Here is an 18145-nt window from a genome sequence, read left to right on the forward strand (position 1 = left end):
CTGACCGCATGGCACGACCCAAGCAGTTCGACGAACCAGGGGCGGTGGACGCGGCCATGCGCGCTTTCTGGAGCGCCGGTTACGAGGGCACGTCCACCCAGGACCTCTGTGCGGCCACCGGTCTGGGCCGCTCGAGTATCTACAACACCTTCACCAGCAAGCATGACCTGTTCGAGCGTGCGCTGCGGCATTACATGGAGTTCAAGAACGCGGATACGTTCGAATTGCTCGACGGTCCCGGTTCGGTGCGCGACAAGATCGAGGCGCTGCTGCGGCGTGTGGTGGATGCGCCCGAGGGCGATCCGCTGGGATGTCTGGTCGTGAACACGACAGTCGAGATGGGCCCCCGCGATCCCGAGGTCGCCGCGATGCTGCGTGCCGATCTGGATCGTCGGATGTCCGCGCTGGTCGGCGTGATTCGCGCCGGGCAGGCGTCGGGCGAGGTCGACGAAGGAGCCGATCCGTCCGATCTGGCCCAATTCGTCGTCGCCACCATCGGCGGTATGCGGGTCGCGGCGCGCGGCGGCGCCTCCCGGGACGCGTTGGCCGGTATCGCGGAGGTCGCCCTGCGCTGCCTCTGATCGACCGGCCGGGACGGTCCGTCACATGTTCCGGCGGTGAGTCGCGGCTACGCATGCCCGCATTTTGAACTGAATGATCCAAAATAAGAAGGGAAACGAAATGCCCTCGGCGGTATACATATTGGGCCTGGCGATATTCGCGCAGGGCACCTCGGAGATGATGTTGTCCGGCCTGCTCACGGGAATGGCCTCCGATCTCGGTGTCACCGTTCCGCAAGCCGGACTGCTGATTTCGGCCTTCGCCGTCGGCATGCTGGTGGGCGCGCCGATACTCGCCGTCCTCACGGCGCGCTGGTCGCGGCGCACCGCACTGCTCGCCTTCCTCGCCACACACGTCGTCGCGGCGCTGACCTCCGACTACGGCGTTCTCGTCGGCACCCGCGTCGTCGGCGCCTTCGTATACGCGGGATTCTGGTCGGCGGCCGCGGCGACCGCGGTCGGGTCGGTACCGCCGACAGCGCGCGGGCGGGCGATGAGCGTCGTCGCGGGCGGCCTGACCATCGCCACCATTCTCGGACTCCCCGCGGGCACCTTCATCGGTCAGCATCTGGGCTGGCGGGCCGCGTTCTGGACGGTGGCGGCCGGATGCGCGCTGGTGATGGTCGCGGTGGCGATCGCGGTGCCCGAACAGCGCGCCGAGCAGGCGCCGCCGGTGCGAAAGGAATTGCGCGCCTTGGCCACCCGTCCGGTGGCACTGCTGTACGCCACCACCGTGACGGCCACCGCCGCGCTGCTGGTCACCTTCGGATACCTCGGCGCTTTGCTCACCGAGACGACCGGGATCGGTGCGAATTGGGTGCCGGTGGTGCTGGGTGTCTACGGCCTCGGCTCGTTCGCCGGCATCGTGATCGGCGGACGCACCGCGGACGCACATCCGCTGCGCAGCCTCACCGTCGGTATCTCGGGTCTGGTGCTCGCCTCGGTGATACTCGCGCTGACCGCGCACTATGGGGCGGCGGTCGTCGTGGTGTCGTTCCTGCTGGGCGCCTTCGGTTTCGGGACCAATCCGGTGCTGAACAGCCGGGTGTTCGCCCTCGCCCCGGCCGCCGGAACGCTCGGCGCGGCGGGCAACGTGATGTCGTTCAATATCGGCATCACCCTCGGCCCCTGGCTGGGTGGACTCGCCATCGGCGCCGGCGCGGACTACTCGGTGGTGGGCTGGATCGGCGCGGGACTGGGCGTGCTCGCGTTGGGCCTCGTCGGCCTGAGCCGGACCGCGGGTGGGCCGCGTCCGGGTACGGCGGATCGCTCCGATACGGCGGAAATCGCGGGACCGTCGACCGCCGGCACCTCCCGGAGATCCGCGGCCGCCGACGACAGTACGGCTGTCGTCCCGGCGGAGTTGTAGGGACGGATTCCGGCGTGGAGGTGCGAACCGCACCTCCACGCCGGAGACCTTATGCCGCAGCGACTTCCGTATCGTCGGCGAACTGGGTGCGGTAGAGCTCCGCGTACCGGCCCTGTTCGGCGAGCAGCTGCGCATGACTGCCCCGCTCGACGATGCTGCCGTCCTCGATCACCAGGATCTCGTCCGCGTTCCGGACGGTCGAGAGCCGGTGCGCGATGACCAGGGCGGTCCGTCCCTCCAGTGCCTCGGTGAGGGCCTCCTGCACCGCGGCCTCGGAGGTGGAGTCCAGTGACGCCGTGGCCTCGTCGAGGATGACGACCCGCGGTTGTTTGAGCAGCAGCCGGGCGATGGTCAATCGCTGCCGTTCACCGCCGGACAACCGATATCCGCGTTCGCCGACCACGGTGTCCAGACCGTCGGGCAGCCCGTCGATCACCGTGCGCAACCGCGCCCGCTCCAGCGCGTCCCACAGCTCGGTCTCACTCGCTTCGGGCCGGGCCAGCAGCAGATTGGCGCGGATGCTGTCGTGGAACAGATGGCCGTCCTGGGTGACGAGTCCGACCGTGTCCTGGATCGAGCGGGTGCTCAGGTCCCGCACGTCGACGCCGCCCAGCCGGACCGCGCCGCCGTCCACATCGTAGAGCCGCGAAACCAGTTGGGCGATGGTCGATTTGCCCGCGCCGGAGGACCCGACCAGGGCGATCATCCGCCCCGGCTCGGCGCGCAGCGAAATCTCGTGCAGCACCTCGCTGCCGCCGCGATGATCGAGCGTCGACACATCCTCCAGCGAAGCGAGGGAGACCTTGTCGGCCGACGGGTAACCGAAACGCACCCGGTCGAATTCCACCGAGACCGGGCCCGCCGGAACCGCCACCGCATGCGGCGCATCCTGGATCAGCGGCTTCAGATCGAGAATTTCGAAGACCCGCTCGAAGCTCACCAGCGCCGACATGATGTCCACCCGCGCACTGGCCAGCGCCGTCAGCGGGGTGTAGAGCCGGGTCAGCAGCAGCGACAGCGCGACCACGGCGCCGGCGTCGAGCTGTCCGCGCAGTGCGTACCAGCCGCCGAGGCCGTAGACCAATGCCACGGCCAGCGCGGACACGAGCGTCAACGCGGTGACGAACACCGTCTGCAGCATCGCGGTCCGGACGCCGATATCGCGCACCCGCCCGGCCCGCACCGCGAATTCCGTGGATTCCTGATCCGGCCGTCCGAACAGCTTCACCAGGGTGGCGCCGGGTGCCGAGAACCGCTCGGTCATCTGCGTGCTCATCGAGGCGTTGAGCTGGGCGGCCTCACGCTGGATGCTCGCGATCCGGGTGCCCATCTTGCGCGCGGGAAACATGAACAGCGGTAGCAGGATCAGGGCCAGCAGTGTGATCTGCCAGGACAGCCGCACCATCACCGCCACGGTCAACAGCAGCGTCACGATATTGGTGACCACGCCGGACAAGGTCGTGCTGAACGCGCGCTGCGCACCGATCACGTCGTTGTTGAGCCGGCTGACCAGCGCTCCCGTGCGGGTGCGGGTGAAGAAGGCGACCGGCATCTTCTGCACGTGATCGAATACCGCGGTGCGCAGATCGAGAATCAACCCCTCCCCGATCCGCGCGGACAACCACCGGATCACGATGCCCAGGCCCGCGTCGAGCACGGCGACCAGTGCGATCACCGCGGCGAGGGTGAGGACCGAGCGCGGTGCGGCATGGCCGACGATGTCGTTGACCACTCGCCCCGCCAGCACCGGATTGGCCACCGTGAGCAACGCGGAGGCGATGCTGAAGACCAGGAAGCCGATGAGTTGAGCCCGATGCGGGCGCGCGAATCGCAGAATGCGTGCGGCCGTCTCCCGGCGCAGACCGCGCCGCTGCTGGGGTGCGTGCGCCTGCCGGTACAGCTGACTCCACGCGACCGATTCGATGCTCATCCGCATCTCCTTCCGCTGCCGGGTTCATTCAACCCCGGGCCACCGACATTAAGACCTCAACAAAGGTTGAGAGCAAGTAGTCCCGGTTCGCCACGAGCGAAACGCGCCGGGTGACGTGCGCTGCGGCGCTGCGCCCGGCTGCCGGTCGCCGGTCTCCTAAGGTCGAATCATGTCGAACCACAGCATGCGAGCGATCCAGTACGAGCGAGTGGGCGGGCCCGAGGTGTTGACGCAGGTGGAGGTGCCGATTCCGGACCCCACCGGAGACCGGGTGCGGGTGGCGATCCGGGCGGCCGGGGTCAATCCGGCCGATTGGAAGATACGCGCCGGACTGATGCCCGGTCCGCCCGGATTCCCCCGCCGTGCCGGATTCGAGATCGCCGGTGTGGTCGACGCCGCCGGACCCGAGGCCCGGTTCCGGCCGGGCGACGAGGTGCTGGGCTGGGCTCAGGGCGGCGGCTACGCGGAGTACGCGCTGGGCACCCAACTCGTCGCCAAACCGGCCGAGCTGTCGTTCGCCGAGGCCGCCGCCATCCCGGTCGCCGCCAACACGGCCGGTACCGGCTTGGACGAACTGGCCGTGAAGTCGGGCGAGACGTTGCTGGTGAACGGCGCCTCCGGCGCGGTCGGCGCGTTCGTGGTGCAGCTGGCCCGGGCTCGCGGCGCCACGGTCGTCGGCACCGCCTCGCCCGCCAACCAGGAGATCGTGCGCACGCTGGGGGCGATCCCGACCACCTACGGTCCCGGCGTCGCCGAGCGCGTACGCGAGCTGGCGCCGCACGGCGTCGACGCGGTCTACGACTGCGCCGGTCACGGATTCCTCGAAGCCGCAATCGAATTGCGTGGCGGTACCGATCGGATCATCACCATCGCGGACGGCGCCGCCGCCGACAAGGGCGTCACCTTCTTCGCTCGAACCGGCGGCCCCGCCCTCGACATCGTGGCACGCGTCGCGCAGGCGGTCGCCGCGGGCGAATTCCGCCTTCCCGGGGCCGCGCGTACCTACCCGCTGTCCGAGGCCGCCGCCGCCCAGCGCGACAGCGAAACCGGTCACGGACTCGGCAAGATAGTCCTGCTCCCCTAACCGGCTCGGAGACACGCGCCCGCTCGAACGGGCCTCGCCGCGCGTGGCGCTCCCGAGCGGTGAACGGACGGGTGCTCGCGTTCTACGCTGGCGATATGACCGACTCCTGGGTGCGGGCCCTGCGCCACCGGATCGACGGCGAGGTCGACGACGACGCCCGCCGCCGCGCGGAGTATTCCTCGGACGCCTCGAACTATCGCATCCTCCCGGCGGCGGTGGTCTACCCGCGCGGCGACGAGGATGTGGCCGCGGCCGTGCGATTCGCCCGCGAGGAAGGGAAGCCGATCACCGCACGCGGAGGCGGAACATCCGTGGCGGGCAATGCGATCGGGCCCGGACTGGTGCTCGACTTCAGCCGGTACATGAACGCCGTGCTGTCCATCGACGCCGACAGCCGTTGTGCCCGAGTGCAGCCGGGCGTCGTGCTCTCCGGCCTGCAGCGGGCCGCCGGACACCACGGCCTGCGGCTGGGGCCCGACCCGTCGACGCAGAATCGCTGCACCCTCGGCGGCATGATCGGCAACAATGCCTGCGGCCCGCGCGCGGTGTCCTGGGGGCGCACCTCCGATACCGTGCGTGAGCTGCGCATCCTCGACGGCACCGGCGCCGAGCGCGCACTGGCCGCCGATCTCTCCGTGGTGCCCGGGCTGGCGGAGTTCACGCGCCGCAATCTGGCGACCCTGCGCACCGAGGTGGGCCGCTTCGATCGGCAGGCCTCGGGATACGGCCTGCAGTATCTGACCCCGGAACGCGGTGCGTCGATCGCCAAGGCGTTCGTCGGGTCCGAGGGCACATGCGGCCTCGTTCTCGACGCGACCGTGGATCTGGTCCCGCTGCCGAACGCGACCGCGGTCGCGGTTCTCGGTTATCCCGATATGCCTGCCGCCGCCGACGATGTGAAGGCGGTGATGGCGGGCCGTCCCATCGCGGTCGAGGGCTTGGACGCGCGGCTGGTCGATGTCGTGCGCGCGCACGGGCGCGCGGTACCGGAACTACCCGTCGGCGGAGCCTGGTTGTTCGTCGAATTCGCCGGGGAGACCGAGGAATCGGCGTACGACAGCGCGGCCGCGGTGACCGCCGCCTGTGCGGCTCTGGACACCCGGATCGTCACCGACGCCGGGACGGCCGCCCGGCTGTGGCGGATTCGCGCCGACGGCGCCGGCCTGGCCGGGCGCACGCCCGAGGGCGAACCGGCCTGGCCGGGTTGGGAGGACGCCGCCGTCCCGCCCGAACGTCTCGGTGACTACCTCCGTGATTTCGATCGGCTGATGCGTGATCACCGCGTCGACGGCCTGCTGTACGGCCATATCGGCGACGGTTGCATCCACGTCCGGCTCGACCTTCCGATCGCCCGCGCGCCGCAACGGTTCCGCGACTTCCTGTTCGACGCCACCGATCTCGTCGTCCGTTACGGCGGTTCTGCCTCCGGTGAGCACGGAGACGGCCGTGCCCGCTCGGAACTGCTGTCGCGCATGTATTCACCGGCTGCCCTGCGCGTATTCGCCGAATTCAAGGCACTTTTCGATCCGGACGCGATGCTGAACCCGGCGGTTCTGGTCCGGCCCGAACCGGTCGACACCCACCTGCGTCTGCCCGGGCTGCGGCCGGTTCCGGCGGCGGGCGGTTTCCCGTTCCCCGCCGACGGTGATATCGGCGCGGCCGTGCACCGCTGCGTCGGCGTCGGAAAATGTCGCGCCGACACCCGCTCGGCCGGTGGTTTCATGTGCCCGTCCTACCTCGCCACCGCCGATGAGAAGGACAGCACCCGGGGCCGCGCGCGGGTCCTGCAGGAGGTCGTCCGCGGCGCCCTGGACTGGCGTGCCGAGGCGGTCGCGCAGTCGCTGGATCTGTGCCTGTCCTGCCGGGCCTGCTCGTCCGACTGCCCGGCCGGTGTCGATATGGCGACCTACAAATCCGAGACGTTGTACCGCGCGTACAAGGGACGACCGCGGCCGATCGACCACTATGTCCTCGGCCGATTGCCGCGGTGGCTGGCGGTGGGCACGAAAATGCCACGAATGGTGAACGCGCTCACCGGCATTCGATGGCTACGGCGAACGGGTATGCGCCTGGCCGGTATGGATCCGCGCCGTCCGGCGCCGCGACTGGCGCCGCGCTCGTTCCGCGCTCAGTGGGCGCACCGCGGACGGGACAGGCATCCGGACGGTCCGGTGGCGATGCTGTGGATCGATAGCTTCACCGATGCCTTCGCCCCGGACATCGGCTGGGCGGCCGTCGAACTCGTGGAATCGGCCGGATATCGCGTCCGCATTCCGGATCGCCGGGTGTGCTGTGGCCTCACCTGGATCAGTACGGGTCAGCTCGACGGGGCGCGCAAGCGGTTGCGGGCTGGGCTCGACGCGGTGGAGGAGCACGTTCGGACCGGCGGCTTCGTGATCGGCCTGGAGCCGTCGTGCACGGCCGCGCTGCGATCGGATCTGCCGCAGTTGCTCCCGGACGATCCGCGCTCGGTCCCCACCGCCCGCGCGGTGCGCACGCTGGCGGAATTCCTGACGGAGCAACCGGAGTGGCAGCCGCCGGACCGCTCGGGCGACACCGTGGTGGTGCAGCCGCACTGTCATCAGCACGCCGTCACGGGTTTCGACGCCGACCGGCGGTTATTACGGCGGACGGGTGCGAAGATCACCGAAATCAGTGGATGCTGTGGACTTGCTGGAAACTTCGGAATGCAATCCGGGCATTACGAGATTTCGGTCGCGGTCGCGGAGGGCGGATTACTTCCGGCGCTCCGTGCGGCCGATGCGGCGACACCGCTGCTGGCCGACGGATTTTCCTGTCGAACCCAAGCCGAACAGTTGGCCGGCCGGCCGGGTCGGCATCTCGCGCAATATCTGAACGATTGATGATTCAGATGTTCCGAGGTCGCGGCGGAGACGGACCGCGCATGCCCGCCGCGTCGACGCGCGGCGGGCGGGGGCGGTGACGGATCAGCTGCCGAACGGCAGGGTGCCCGGAGGAATCTGGTAGCCCGAGCTACCGGCGGATACTCCACCCCACGCGCTGAGCAGCCAATTCAGGATGTTGGTAAGCATGGACACCTCCGTTGTGACATTGCCGAATGATTGCTGTTGACATCATTCCCCAGCGAAATCGGCGTGCGTGATCGTATCGTTACATGGTGGCGCGAATCCGTCACGTCCGCCATATTCCCACCTGAGAGTTTCCTCGAGACATCGTTCCGACCGGCGCCGCGCGGCTTTCTCCGGCGGGTCCCGGCTCGGCGGTCCCCGCGGGCGGCGCACAATGGGTCGGTGCGAGGACGCGGCAGGCCGATGATCGAGGACCCCAGATCCGGGGTGACCGCGCCCCGGCACCGTTCCCCGCACACGAACGCCTCGCCGGCGAATCGCGGCGCCACCGAACGCGGCCACGCCCGCACCCTCACCACCTCCCGGCCGATAGCCCTCGCGGACACCCTCGCTCCCCTGCGCCGGGGGCAGGGCGACCCGTGCCATCGCGTCACGCCCGACGGCGCCCACTGGCGAGCGTCGCGCATGGCGAGCGGACCGGTGACCTACCGCCTCGTCCAGGCCGGCACCGATGTGGTCGCGGCGCGAGCCTGGGGCCCGGGCGCGCCGGAATTCCTCGACCAGCTGCCCCGCATGCTGTGTGTCGACGAGGAGCTCGACAGCTTCGCGCCCGACCATCCCCGCATCGCCGAGGCGCACCGGCGCCATCCCGGCCTGCACATGCTCCGCACCGGATTGGTCTTCGAAGCCCTGGTGCCGGCCGTGCTCGAGCAGCGGGTGCACACCGTCACCGCTCGCGGTTCGTATCGAAAGCTGGTGTGGCAGTACGGCGAACCGGCGCCGGGTCCGACGCCCGCGCCGATGCGGGTGCCGCCGTCGGCGCAGACCTGGCGCTATATCCCGTCCTGGGTCTATCACCGCGCCAATGTCGATCCGCAGCGTTCGCGCACGATCGTCACCGCCGCGCGGATGGCGGAGAAGCTGGAAGCCGCCGCGACGATGGCGCCGGAGCAGGCTGCCGAGCGGCTGCGCGCGGTGCCGGGGATCGGGGTGTGGACGGCCGCGGAGATCGCGCAGCGGGCCCTCGGTGACGCCGACGCGCTGTCGGTCGGTGATTTCCATCTGGCCGCGATCGTCGGCTGGAGTCTGCTGGGCCGCCCGCTCGACGACGAGGGCATGGTCGAGTATCTCGAACCGCTACGCCCGCACCGCTATCGGGCGATCCGGCTGCTCGAGATATCCGGTCAGGCGCGCAAGCCGGCATTCGGCCCGCGCACCCCGCTGGTCGACCACAGCCGGATCTGAGCGGATCAGCGCTGCGCCGTCGCCTGCGCGGCGGCCTGGGCGCGACGCAATGCCTCGGGCACCGGGACGCGGCCGAGGAACATCTCGTCGAAGATCGGGTCGATCGCCTGCAGCGCGGCCGCGAATCCCGGCCCGCCGCCCGACGCGATCCGCGGCCCCTTCAGCACATCGAAGAACGGGGACACGTCGATCCCTCGCGCCGCCCAATAGTCCCGGTACAGATGCTGATCCGCCACCACCGCCGGAATGGTCTGCCCACCGGCCGCCAGATAGCGGTTGCCGGCGGCGCTGCCGAGCCAGGTCAGCACGCGCCGCACCGCATCGGGATGGGCGGTGTGGGCGCCCGCGGCGATGCCGATCGCATTGTCGGTGCTCACCCGCCCCGCGGGCCCGGCCGGAATCATCGCGATCCCCCAGCCGAAGCGCGCCTGCTGCGCGATCTGCGCGAGCGTGAAACTCCCGGATTGGAACAACGCCAGCTTGCCCTGCAGGAAGGCGTTCTTCGCGAAATCACTGCCGCTGCGGGTATCGGCCGCCGGCGGGGTGAGCCCTGCCCGAACCAGTCCGACGAGATACCCGAAGGCATCCACACCCTGTGGACTGTCGAAGACGTACCGATCCCCGTCCTGGAATCGCCCGCCCGCCGATCCCAGATACGGCAGCGACAGCGACTGGAAATCGTTGGCGGCGTTGTAAGCCCACGGCGCGGCAGCGGTGATCCGGCGCAGCAGCGGCTCGAAGGAATCCGGTCCGTGCGGATTCCAGGTCGCGCGGGCGAGCTCCGCGGGGTCGATTCCGGCCGCGGTCAGCAGGTCGCGGTTGTAGTAGACCGCCGTACCGCCGTCCACGAATTGCGGTACCGCCCAGAGCTTTCCGTGGCGGGTGTACTGCTCCACCGCGCCCGGATCCCACTGCCGCACCGCCTCGGGTCCAAGCATCGCGCCGATATCGGCCAGCCGCCCGGCATCGGCGTAATCGGTGTACAGATTCGTCCAGAACAGGTCGTCCACCGTGCCGCCCGCCACGTCGAGGCGCAATTTCTGCTGATAGGACGCCCACGGCACCACCGTGATCCGGACCTCGACATCCGGTTCGGCTCGCTGGAATTCGTCGAGTGCGGCGCGATAGGCCGGTACGAAACTCGCATCCCAGATCCGCAGCCGGATCACCGTGCGACCCGCGCCGCCCTCGTCGTCGTGGCCGAGCCACAGCGCCGCGGTCACCAGCAGGACCACGCCGAGCACGACGGCGAACACGTTCAGCGTCGAGGTCTTCACGGCTCTCATTTCAGGCCCGTCCATGCGATGGAACGCAGCACCTGCCGCTGGAACACCACGAACAGCACCAGCAGCGGCACGATCGCCAGCGTCGTCGCCGCCATCACCAGCGTCCACTGCTCGTTGTAGCGGGTCTGCAGATCCGCGGTCGCCACCGTGAGCACCTGCCAGCGGCCCGAGCCGGCGACCAGCGGCCACAGGAAGCTGTTCCACTGGGTCACCACGGTGATCACCGCGAGTGTCGCCAGAATCGGACGGCTCATCGGCACCACGACGTGCACGATCACATCGAGGGTGTTCGCGCCGTCCAGCCGCGCCGCCCCGATCAACTCGCGCGGTATGCCCCGGAAGTATTGGCGCAGCAGGAAAATCGCGTACGGCGAGCCGAAGACGAACGGCAGCACCAGCGCCCAGAAGGTGTTCAGCCATCCCAGGTGCGCGAACATCAGATACAGCGGAATCAACGTGACGATCGGCGGCACCATCATGGTCGCGAGATAGATCCAGAACAGCAGATTGCGGCCGCGAAACTCGGTGCACCCGAACGCGTATGCGGCGGCGATCGAGGTGATCAGCTGCCCGGCGGTGATGAACGCGGTCATCAACGCCGTCACCAGCACCGCGCGGCCGAACCCGTGCTCGAACGCGGCGCGGAAGTTGTCCCAGGTCGTCGGATCCGGGAGTGCGAGCGGGGATTCCGTGGCGAACTGCCCCGGTGTCTTCACGGCCGTGAACGTGCCCAGCACCAGCGGCGCCACCGTACACAGCGCGCCCGCGAGCAGCAGCAGGTATGCGGCGACCGATCGCACAGCTGCCGAAGACCGGTGCCGGACATCAGAATTCATAGCTGGTCCTGGTGCGGAAGTAGCGGTGCTGGAGCACGGTGATCGCCAGCATGATCACGCACACCACGATCGCCATGACCGCCGCCCGGCCGGGCCGCGCCGCGTCGAACGCTTCCGAGAAGATCTGCATCGCCACCACATTCGTGCGATCGGCCGGCCCGCCCTTGGTCAGCGCGTAGACCGTGTCGAAGGTCTGGAACGCGGTGATGGTCCCGGTGACCAGGACGAAGAACAGGGTGGGGCGCAGCAGCGGCAGTGTCAGCCAGCGAATCCGCCGCCAGCCGGTGGCCCCGTCCAGCGCCCCCGCCTCGTGGATCTCCGGCGGGATCGCCCGCAGCCCCGCGACGAAGAACAGGGCCACATAGCCCACGTTCGACCAGATGCTCACCGCCGCAACCGAAGGCAGGGCCAGCGCCGGATCGGCCAGCCATTCGATCCGCCGGCCCAGCAGGGCGTTGAGCGCACCGTCGGTGGGTGCGAACAACCAGCGCCAGATCACGCCGACCGCCACCGGCGCGCACATCCAGGGCAGTGCGAACAGCACCCGGAACACACCACCGGCACGCCGGCGCACCAGCAGCGCGGCCACCGCGAATCCGAGGACGGTCTGCAGCGGCACCACGAGCAGGGTGAGCGCACCCGTCACCAGCAGCGAACGGCCGAATGCGCCATCGGACAGCACCGAGCGCCAATTGCGCAGGCCCACGAATTCCATGGGCCCGAGCAGATTCCAGCTGTGCAGGCTGAGCCAGCCGACCAGCACGATCGGCAGGATCAGGAAGACCCCGATCCCGAACAGGCTCGGCGCCAGCAGCACCCAACTCGTCACGGCACGACGAACCGCTCGTCGGTTCACAGCAGGTGACGCTACCGGGCACCCGATACCGGCGTCGGGCTCGCTCAGTCCAGCGGACCGCCGGCGACGTAGACGACCTGTCCGGAGACGAAGCCGGCGCCCTCGCTGACCAGGAACGACGCGGTATGCGCGATATCCTCGGGCCGGCCCACCCGCTGCACCGGGATCTGGGCGGCGGCCGCCTTCTGGAAGTCCTCGAACGGCACGCCCACCCGCTCGGCGGTCGCGGCGGTCATATCGGTGACGATGAAGCCGGGCGCGATGGCATTGGCCGTGACGCCGAATTTGCCGAGTTCCAGCGCGAGGGTCTTGGTGAAGCCCTGCAGGCCGGCCTTGGCCGCGGAGTAGTTGACCTGGCCGCGGTTGCCCTGCGCCGAACTGCTCGACATGTTCACGATGCGACCCCACTTGGCGTCGACCATGTACTTCTGCACCGCGCGGCTCATGAGGAAAGCGCCGCGCAGGTGCACGTTCATCACGGCGTCCCAGTCGTCGACGCTCATCTTGAACAGCAGATTGTCACGCAGGATGCCGGCATTGTTGACCAGGACGGTCGGCGGTCCGAGCTCGTCGGCCAGCTTCGTCACCGCGGCGGCGACCGAATCCTCGTTCGAGACGTCGGCGCCCAGCGCGACGGCCCGGCCGCCGGCGTCGGTGATCGCCTGGACCGTATCGGCGCAGTGCGCCGCGTCCAGGTCGAGTACGCCCACCTTCAGTCCGTCCTGAGCCAGCCGGGTCGCGATCGCGGCCCCGATGCCTCGTGCCGCGCCGGTGACGACGGCAACGCGTTCAGCCATTGGCGGTCCTCCTGTACCTCTCGGAACATTCGCTGTGAGAGAACGGTACGCGCCGCTATTCCACCCCCCGCGGCGGCAGCCGCTATTCCACCCACAGCGGCGGCAGCCGCTATTCCACCCACAGCGGCGGCAGCCGCTATTCCACCCACAGCGACCAGATACTGCTGCGTCCCTGTCCTTCGCAGACGAGTGCGTGCCCGTCCGGGGTGCGGGCCGTCTTGTCCAGACCGGGATCGCATTTCGCGCCGCCCTCGTACACCGCGGTCGACACCGAGTACGGCCCGGTCCAGCGATAGCCGCTGCTGCCGTGCAGGCACAGCAGGGTGGCGCCGTCGCTCGCGGACCCGATCAATCCGGCCTGGGCCTGCGTGCACACCTCTCCCTTGGCCGCCGAGACGGGCCCGGCGGGAGCGGCCGTGGTGGTGGCCGGTGGGGTGGGCGGAGGTGTCATCACCGTCGACGGTGCGACGGTGCGGGAGGTCGCGGTATTCGAGGTGACGGTGTCGGTGCTGAGTGCGGCGGGAACCGTGCCCAGCGTGGTGTGCGGCAGGGTGACGCCCGAAAGTACCAGCGCCGCAGCCAGAACCAACACCTCGGCCAGGCCGAGCAACAGGGCCGACATCGCCATCACCCGCCCGCGCGGATGGCTGAAGGCGATCAGGCCGAATACTATTGCCACCGGGAACAATCCGAGCAGCGCGGCCACCAGCGCCACGATCGCGTACGGATTGACGATCGGCGGCACCTCGACCCGCAGCCGTCCGGTGCGGCGGCGATTGGGTGCGCTGTCCCAGCGATCGTCCTCGGCTTCGGCCGTCGGCCGGCGCCGGTTCGGTGTGGTTTCCCACCGATCGTCGGACGGTTCGGCGACTCGGGGATTGGCGGCCCGTCGCGGCGGTGGCGGATCCCAGCGGTCGTCCGCGGGGACCGGCTCGTCGGCCCAGTACTCCTCCTCGGGGACCTCGGGCCAGCGTTCGTCCGCGTACTGGTTGCGGGCCATGTGGTTCCTCTCGGTCGTGCAGGAACCTGGACACGCGGACCCCGCCCGTTACCGAGAAGAATAGGTGGATCGGCGCGACCCGCAACCCCCGTTTCTCCAGGGCCGGGCGACGGCGCGCCCGGAGGCGCCGGACGTCATCCCCGAGCGTCCGGCGCGCGCCACTAGACCTCGTCGATCACATGCTCTCCGACGAAGGCGATCCGGATCGCCAGCAGCCAACCAGCAATCGCGAGAACGATGCGGTCGTACAGATCCGGTCCGCTGCGCCGCGCATGGCGTGGGCGGCGGGCGCCGCCGACGGGTAGCGGCCGGGTCTCCGGTAGCCGGCCGGTCGTGCGGTATCCGCCACCGACCCGGTGCCGTGCGTGTCGGTGGGCGGCATGCCGGGCGCCTCCCCCGGCGAACGCGGTCACGGAATGGCCCGATCGTCGAGGACGCAGCGGCCCTGTTCGACCAGCACCGCCCGCGCCCGCCGCCTGACCACGCACGTATCGACGGTGCAGTCGAGGTGCAATTGCATTGCGGCATGGGCTTGTTCGACGGTCATGATGCCCGGATCGGCGCCGCAGCGCAGCAGCCCGGCGACCGGCATGTGCAGATTCGTCAGTTGCATTCGGACACCCCCGCCGCGAACCGGCGGCGCGGTGGAGCTGGTGGATCCTGTGGTCCGGTCGCGGCGCGGCCGGTCGAAGCGGACGAAAGTTCGCTGGTCATCAACGACGACCCGATGACATGAACAGCCATGACTCCTCGTTCCTGCATGCGATACCCGACTGTGCCCGGCGAACCGACTCCGGGGGCCCGCTGCGAGCACACTCCCAGCATCCATCAGATCGGCGCTGCGCGGGGCGGAATCGCCGATCCCGTCCGATTCCCAGCGAATCGTCAGCACTGAAACAGCTTGGGAGAAAAGGACTTTTCGCATCCGCTCGAGCCTCGCTACCTGCGAACACGTCGGGCATGCCCCAGCGCCGCGCCCCCGAATCCGCGCCCCGAATATTTGCCCGCAGATCACGAAACCGCACCCGTTTCGCAACGAACGTATGTTTACCCCGGACGTGATCGGGTAATCAAAACTACATGGATCGCGGGCTGAGAAATACCCCACCTCGGTACCGCAAACTGCTTCCGGGTGATTGGGTCGAACATCTGATCGTCGGAATGTTGTTCGTGGTATCGGCCGTCGGGGTTTACGTACTGACCGGGGCCATGCTCTCGTCGCTGCTGGTAGGAGCACTGGTCGCGGTGGTCGCGATCGGGGTCGTGACAATGCTGTAGCCGGTCGGCGAACCGACCGGCTACCTGATTTCCCTTATTCGAAACGGACGAAATCAACGGCGGAATCTGCGATGAATATCGTCGCCGATTCCGCCGTCGAATTATCGCCGGAACAATTTGTTACCCAACCAGACGATGGGGTCGTATTTGCGATCCACCACCCTTTCCTTCATCGGAATGAGGGCATTGTCGGTGATCTTGATGTGTTCCGGGCACACCTCGGTGCAGCACTTGGTGATGTTGCAGTAGCCGAGCCCGAACTCCTCCTGCGCCATCTCGCGCCGGTCGGCCACATCGAGTGGATGCATCTCCAACTCGGCCACTCGCATCAGATACCGCGGCCCCGCGAAGGCGTTCTTGTTGTCCTCGTGGTCGCGCACGACGTGACAGGTGTTCTGGCACAGGAAACATTCGATGCACTTGCGGAACTCCTGCGAACGTTCCACATCGCGCTGCTGCATCCGGTAGTCGCCGGGCTTCAGATCGGCCGGCGGCGTGAAAGACGGTATCTCCCTGGCCTTCTGGTAGTTGAACGAGACATCGGTGACGAGGTCGCGGATCACCGGGAAGGTGCGCATCGGCGTCACCGTCACCACCTCGTCGGCGGTGAAGGTCGACATTCGGGTCATACACAGCAGGCGCGGGCGGCCGTTCACCTCCGCCGAACAGGAACCGCACTTACCGGCCTTGCAGTTCCAGCGCACCGCCAGATCCGGAGCCTGGGTGGCCTGCAACCGGTGAATGATGTCGAGGACGACCTCGCCCTCGTTGACCTCCACGGTGTAGTCCTGCAGTTCGCCCTTGTCGTCGTCACCGCGCCACACGCGGAAGTGGGCATCGTAACCCATTGCTACTCATCCCCTTTCGCGGATGATTCGGCGGCCGCGGGATGAGCGGCGGTCTCCGCCGGGGTGTAATACTTCTCCAGCTCGCTCAACTCGAACAGGGCGAGCAGATCCGGCCGCATCGGCGTCTGATCCTCCGAGGTGACCGTCACCGGCGGCACGGTCTGGCCGACACCGTCCGGATCGATCCGGCACACCAGCAGCCGATTGCGCCACTGCGCATCCATCTGCGGATGGTCGTCGCGGGTGTGACCGCCGCGGCTCTCGGTGCGCAGCAGCGCCGCCTGCGCGACACATTCGCTGACCAGCAACATGTTTCGCAGGTCGAGTGCGAGATGCCAGCCGGGGTTGAATTGCCGGTGGCCCTCGACGGTCACACTGTCGTAGCGCTCACGCAACTCGGCCAGGCGCCCGATGGCCTGTTCGAGTTCGTGCTCCTTGCGGATGATGCCGACCAGGTCGTTCATCGTCTGCTGCAGATCCGTGTGCAGGGTGTACGGATTTTCCCCGGTCCCCGTGGCCGGCGGATCGAAGGGTGCCAGTGCGGATTTCGCGGCCGCGTCGATATCGGCGTCGGCTACGGCCGGGCGCTGAGCCAGCTGTTCGACGTAGGCGGCCGCGCCCAGCCCGGCGCGTCGCCCGAAGACCAGCAGGTCCGACAGCGAGTTGCCGCCGAGGCGGTTGGATCCGTGCATACCGCCGGAACATTCACCGGCGGCGAACAATCCGGGAACGGTGGCCGCGCCGGTGTCGGGATCGACCTCGATGCCGCCCATCACGTAGTGACAGGTCGGCCCGACCTCCATCGGCTCCTTGGTGATGTCGACATCGGCCAGCTCCTTGAACTGGTGATGCATCGACGGCAGCCGCCGCATGATCTCGGCGGCCGGCAGCCGGGACGCGATGTCGAGGTACACCCCGCCGTGCTCGGTGCCGCGCCCGGCCTTGACCTCTTCGTTGATCGCGCGGGCCACCTCGTCGCGCGGCAGCAGGTCCGGGGTGCGGCGCGCGGAGTCGTTGTCGTGCAACCACTGGTCGGCCTCGTCCTCGGTCTCGGCGTACTGGCCCTTGAACACCGCCGGGATGTACTCGAACATGAAGCGCTTGCCCTCGGTGTTCTTGAGCACGCCACCGTCACCGCGCACACCCTCGGTGACCAGAATGCCCTTCACACTCGGTGGCCAGACCATACCGGTCGGATGGAACTGCAGGAATTCCATATTGATCAGCGAGGCACCGGCCCGCAGCGCGAGGGCGTGACCGTCGCCGGTGTACTCCCACGAGTTCGAGGTGACCTTGTAGGACTTGCCCACCCCGCCGGTGGCCAGCACGACCGCCGGGGTCTCGAACAGGATGAACCGTCCCGACTCCCGCCAGTACCCGAACGCACCGGAGATGGCGCCCGTGCCATCCTTGAGCAGATCGGTGATCGTGCATTCGGCGAACACCTTGATCCGGGCCTCGTAGTCGCCGGTCGCGGCGTAATCCTCCTGCTGCAGCGAGACGATCTTCTGCTGCATCGTGCGGATGATCTCGAGCCCGGTGCGGTCGCCGACATGGGCGAGGCGGGGGTAGGTGTGCCCGCCGAAGTTGCGCTGGCTGATCCGCCCGTCGGGCGTCCGGTCGAACAGCGCCCCGTAGGTCTCCAGCTCCCACACCCGGTCGGGTGCTTCCTGGGCGTGCAGTTCGGCCATGCGCCAGTTGTTGAGGAATTTTCCGCCGCGCATGGTGTCGCGGAAATGCGTCTGCCAGTTGTCCTTCTCGTTGGCATTGCCCATCGAGGCGGCGCATCCGCCTTCGGCCATGACCGTATGGGCCTTGCCGAACAACGATTTACACACCACCGCCACCGAGAGGCCGTGTTCGCGCGCTTCGATCACCGCACGCAGGCCGGCGCCACCGGCACCGATCACGACGACGTCGTACTTGTGCCGTTCGACTTCAGGCATGAAACGAATACTCCTGGGACACTGAGGAATGGGGCTCTATGGCGTTGTCTGTCGCCGGAA

At 68.5% G+C, this 18145-nt stretch carries 16 protein-coding genes; 6 read left to right on the top strand and 10 right to left on the bottom strand.

Annotation, left to right across the window (positions count from 1 at the left end; all coding sequences use genetic code 11):
* The first annotated feature begins 8 nt into the window (after positions 1-8).
* A complete protein-coding gene (locus AC5592_RS06300) occupies positions 9-581 on the top strand; it encodes a TetR/AcrR family transcriptional regulator (protein ID WP_036507280.1) in 573 nt (190 codons plus the stop codon).
* 100 nt (positions 582-681) lie between these two features.
* Complete coding sequence (locus AC5592_RS06305) at positions 682-1929, top strand: Cmx/CmrA family chloramphenicol efflux MFS transporter (protein ID WP_063920250.1); 1248 nt, start codon at positions 682-684, stop codon at positions 1927-1929.
* 49 nt (positions 1930-1978) lie between these two features.
* On the opposite strand, the gene AC5592_RS06310 is transcribed toward AC5592_RS06305, so the two are convergent.
* Positions 1979-3859, bottom strand: coding sequence for an ABC transporter ATP-binding protein (locus AC5592_RS06310; RefSeq protein ID WP_036507304.1), 1881 nt, complete (start codon positions 3857-3859; stop codon positions 1979-1981).
* Between the two features lie 184 nt (positions 3860-4043).
* Here AC5592_RS06310 and AC5592_RS06315 point away from each other — a divergent pair, with 184 nt between their 5' ends.
* The 3 genes from AC5592_RS06315 (at position 4044) to AC5592_RS06325 (ending at position 9238) form a co-directional block, all read left to right on the top strand.
* On the top strand, positions 4044-4943 hold the full coding sequence (locus tag AC5592_RS06315) for an NADP-dependent oxidoreductase (RefSeq protein ID WP_371507125.1): 900 nt from the start codon (positions 4044-4046) through the stop codon (positions 4941-4943).
* A 95-nt stretch (positions 4944-5038) separates the two neighbouring features.
* The gene (locus AC5592_RS06320) at positions 5039-7807 is read left to right on the top strand and encodes an FAD-binding and (Fe-S)-binding domain-containing protein (RefSeq protein ID WP_063063705.1); all 2769 of its coding nucleotides are present in this window, start codon (positions 5039-5041) and stop codon (positions 7805-7807) included.
* A gap of 429 nt (positions 7808-8236) precedes the next feature.
* Positions 8237-9238 carry a DNA-3-methyladenine glycosylase family protein gene (locus AC5592_RS06325; protein WP_232329216.1) on the top strand — a complete coding sequence of 334 codons (1002 nt, stop codon included), beginning with the start codon at positions 8237-8239 and terminating at the stop codon, positions 9236-9238.
* Between the two features lie 5 nt (positions 9239-9243).
* Here the strand turns inward: AC5592_RS06325 and AC5592_RS06330 are convergent, their stop codons facing one another.
* The 7 genes from AC5592_RS06330 to AC5592_RS06360 form a co-directional block, all read right to left on the bottom strand.
* Positions 9244-10524 (bottom strand): ABC transporter substrate-binding protein, encoded by a 1281-nt coding sequence (locus tag AC5592_RS06330; RefSeq protein WP_036507277.1) that lies wholly within the window; start codon positions 10522-10524, stop codon positions 9244-9246.
* Complete coding sequence (locus AC5592_RS06335) at positions 10521-11360, bottom strand: carbohydrate ABC transporter permease (RefSeq protein WP_063063652.1); 840 nt, start codon at positions 11358-11360, stop codon at positions 10521-10523. The genes AC5592_RS06330 and AC5592_RS06335 overlap by 4 nt, the downstream gene beginning before the upstream one ends.
* Complete coding sequence (locus tag AC5592_RS06340) at positions 11350-12216, bottom strand: carbohydrate ABC transporter permease (RefSeq protein ID WP_036507273.1); 867 nt, start codon at positions 12214-12216, stop codon at positions 11350-11352. Before AC5592_RS06340 ends, AC5592_RS06335 begins: the two co-directional genes overlap by 11 nt.
* 44 nt (positions 12217-12260) lie before the next feature.
* On the bottom strand, positions 12261-13013 hold the full coding sequence (fabG, locus tag AC5592_RS06345; protein WP_036507270.1) for a 3-oxoacyl-ACP reductase FabG: 753 nt from the start codon (positions 13011-13013) through the stop codon (positions 12261-12263).
* A gap of 136 nt (positions 13014-13149) precedes the next feature.
* Positions 13150-14013, bottom strand: a complete 864-nt coding sequence (locus AC5592_RS06350) for a DUF4190 domain-containing protein (protein WP_036507267.1) — start codon at positions 14011-14013, stop codon at positions 13150-13152.
* A gap of 161 nt (positions 14014-14174) precedes the next feature.
* Positions 14175-14426, bottom strand: coding sequence for a hypothetical protein (locus AC5592_RS06355; protein WP_063063653.1), 252 nt, complete (start codon positions 14424-14426; stop codon positions 14175-14177).
* Positions 14423-14626 carry a hypothetical protein gene (locus AC5592_RS06360; protein ID WP_036507264.1) on the bottom strand — a complete coding sequence of 68 codons (204 nt, stop codon included), beginning with the start codon at positions 14624-14626 and terminating at the stop codon, positions 14423-14425. Before AC5592_RS06360 ends, AC5592_RS06355 begins: the two co-directional genes overlap by 4 nt.
* Before the next feature lie 467 nt (positions 14627-15093).
* On the opposite strand from AC5592_RS06360, the gene AC5592_RS06365 reads away from it, so the two are divergent.
* On the top strand, positions 15094-15291 hold the full coding sequence (locus AC5592_RS06365; protein ID WP_036507263.1) for a hypothetical protein: 198 nt from the start codon (positions 15094-15096) through the stop codon (positions 15289-15291).
* 101 nt (positions 15292-15392) lie between these two features.
* On the opposite strand, the gene AC5592_RS06370 is transcribed toward AC5592_RS06365, so the two are convergent.
* Positions 15393-16139, bottom strand: a complete 747-nt coding sequence (locus AC5592_RS06370; RefSeq protein WP_036507260.1) for a succinate dehydrogenase/fumarate reductase iron-sulfur subunit — start codon at positions 16137-16139, stop codon at positions 15393-15395.
* Between the two features lie 2 nt (positions 16140-16141).
* The gene (locus AC5592_RS06375; protein ID WP_063063654.1) at positions 16142-18085 is read right to left on the bottom strand and encodes a fumarate reductase/succinate dehydrogenase flavoprotein subunit; all 1944 of its coding nucleotides are present in this window, start codon (positions 18083-18085) and stop codon (positions 16142-16144) included.
* Between the last annotated feature and the right edge of the window lie 60 nt (positions 18086-18145).

It is taken from the genome of Nocardia violaceofusca NBRC 14427, assembly GCF_963869435.1.
Lineage (GTDB): Bacteria > Actinomycetota > Actinomycetes > Mycobacteriales > Mycobacteriaceae > Nocardia > Nocardia aobensis.

What these genes read in the sequence shown, in the direction of transcription:
- AC5592_RS06300 (WP_036507280.1), top strand. Translation starts at nt 9, where the DNA reads ATGGCACGACCCAAGCAGTTCGACGAACCAGGGGCGGTGGACGCGGCC.
- AC5592_RS06305 (WP_063920250.1), top strand. Translation starts at nt 682, where the DNA reads ATGCCCTCGGCGGTATACATATTGGGCCTGGCGATATTCGCGCAGGGC.
- AC5592_RS06310 (WP_036507304.1), bottom strand. Translation starts at nt 3,859, where the DNA reads ATGAGCATCGAATCGGTCGCGTGGAGTCAGCTGTACCGGCAGGCGCAC.
- AC5592_RS06315 (WP_371507125.1), top strand. Translation starts at nt 4,044, where the DNA reads ATGCGAGCGATCCAGTACGAGCGAGTGGGCGGGCCCGAGGTGTTGACG.
- AC5592_RS06320 (WP_063063705.1), top strand. Translation starts at nt 5,039, where the DNA reads ATGACCGACTCCTGGGTGCGGGCCCTGCGCCACCGGATCGACGGCGAG.
- AC5592_RS06325 (WP_232329216.1), top strand. Translation starts at nt 8,237, where the DNA reads ATGATCGAGGACCCCAGATCCGGGGTGACCGCGCCCCGGCACCGTTCC.
- AC5592_RS06330 (WP_036507277.1), bottom strand. Translation starts at nt 10,524, where the DNA reads ATGAGAGCCGTGAAGACCTCGACGCTGAACGTGTTCGCCGTCGTGCTC.
- AC5592_RS06335 (WP_063063652.1), bottom strand. Translation starts at nt 11,360, where the DNA reads ATGAATTCTGATGTCCGGCACCGGTCTTCGGCAGCTGTGCGATCGGTC.
- fabG (WP_036507270.1), bottom strand. Translation starts at nt 13,013, where the DNA reads ATGGCTGAACGCGTTGCCGTCGTCACCGGCGCGGCACGAGGCATCGGG.
- AC5592_RS06350 (WP_036507267.1), bottom strand. Translation starts at nt 14,013, where the DNA reads ATGGCCCGCAACCAGTACGCGGACGAACGCTGGCCCGAGGTCCCCGAG.
- AC5592_RS06360 (WP_036507264.1), bottom strand. Translation starts at nt 14,626, where the DNA reads ATGCAACTGACGAATCTGCACATGCCGGTCGCCGGGCTGCTGCGCTGC.
- AC5592_RS06365 (WP_036507263.1), top strand. Translation starts at nt 15,094, where the DNA reads ATGGATCGCGGGCTGAGAAATACCCCACCTCGGTACCGCAAACTGCTT.
- AC5592_RS06370 (WP_036507260.1), bottom strand. Translation starts at nt 16,139, where the DNA reads ATGGGTTACGATGCCCACTTCCGCGTGTGGCGCGGTGACGACGACAAG.
- AC5592_RS06375 (WP_063063654.1), bottom strand. Translation starts at nt 18,085, where the DNA reads ATGCCTGAAGTCGAACGGCACAAGTACGACGTCGTCGTGATCGGTGCC.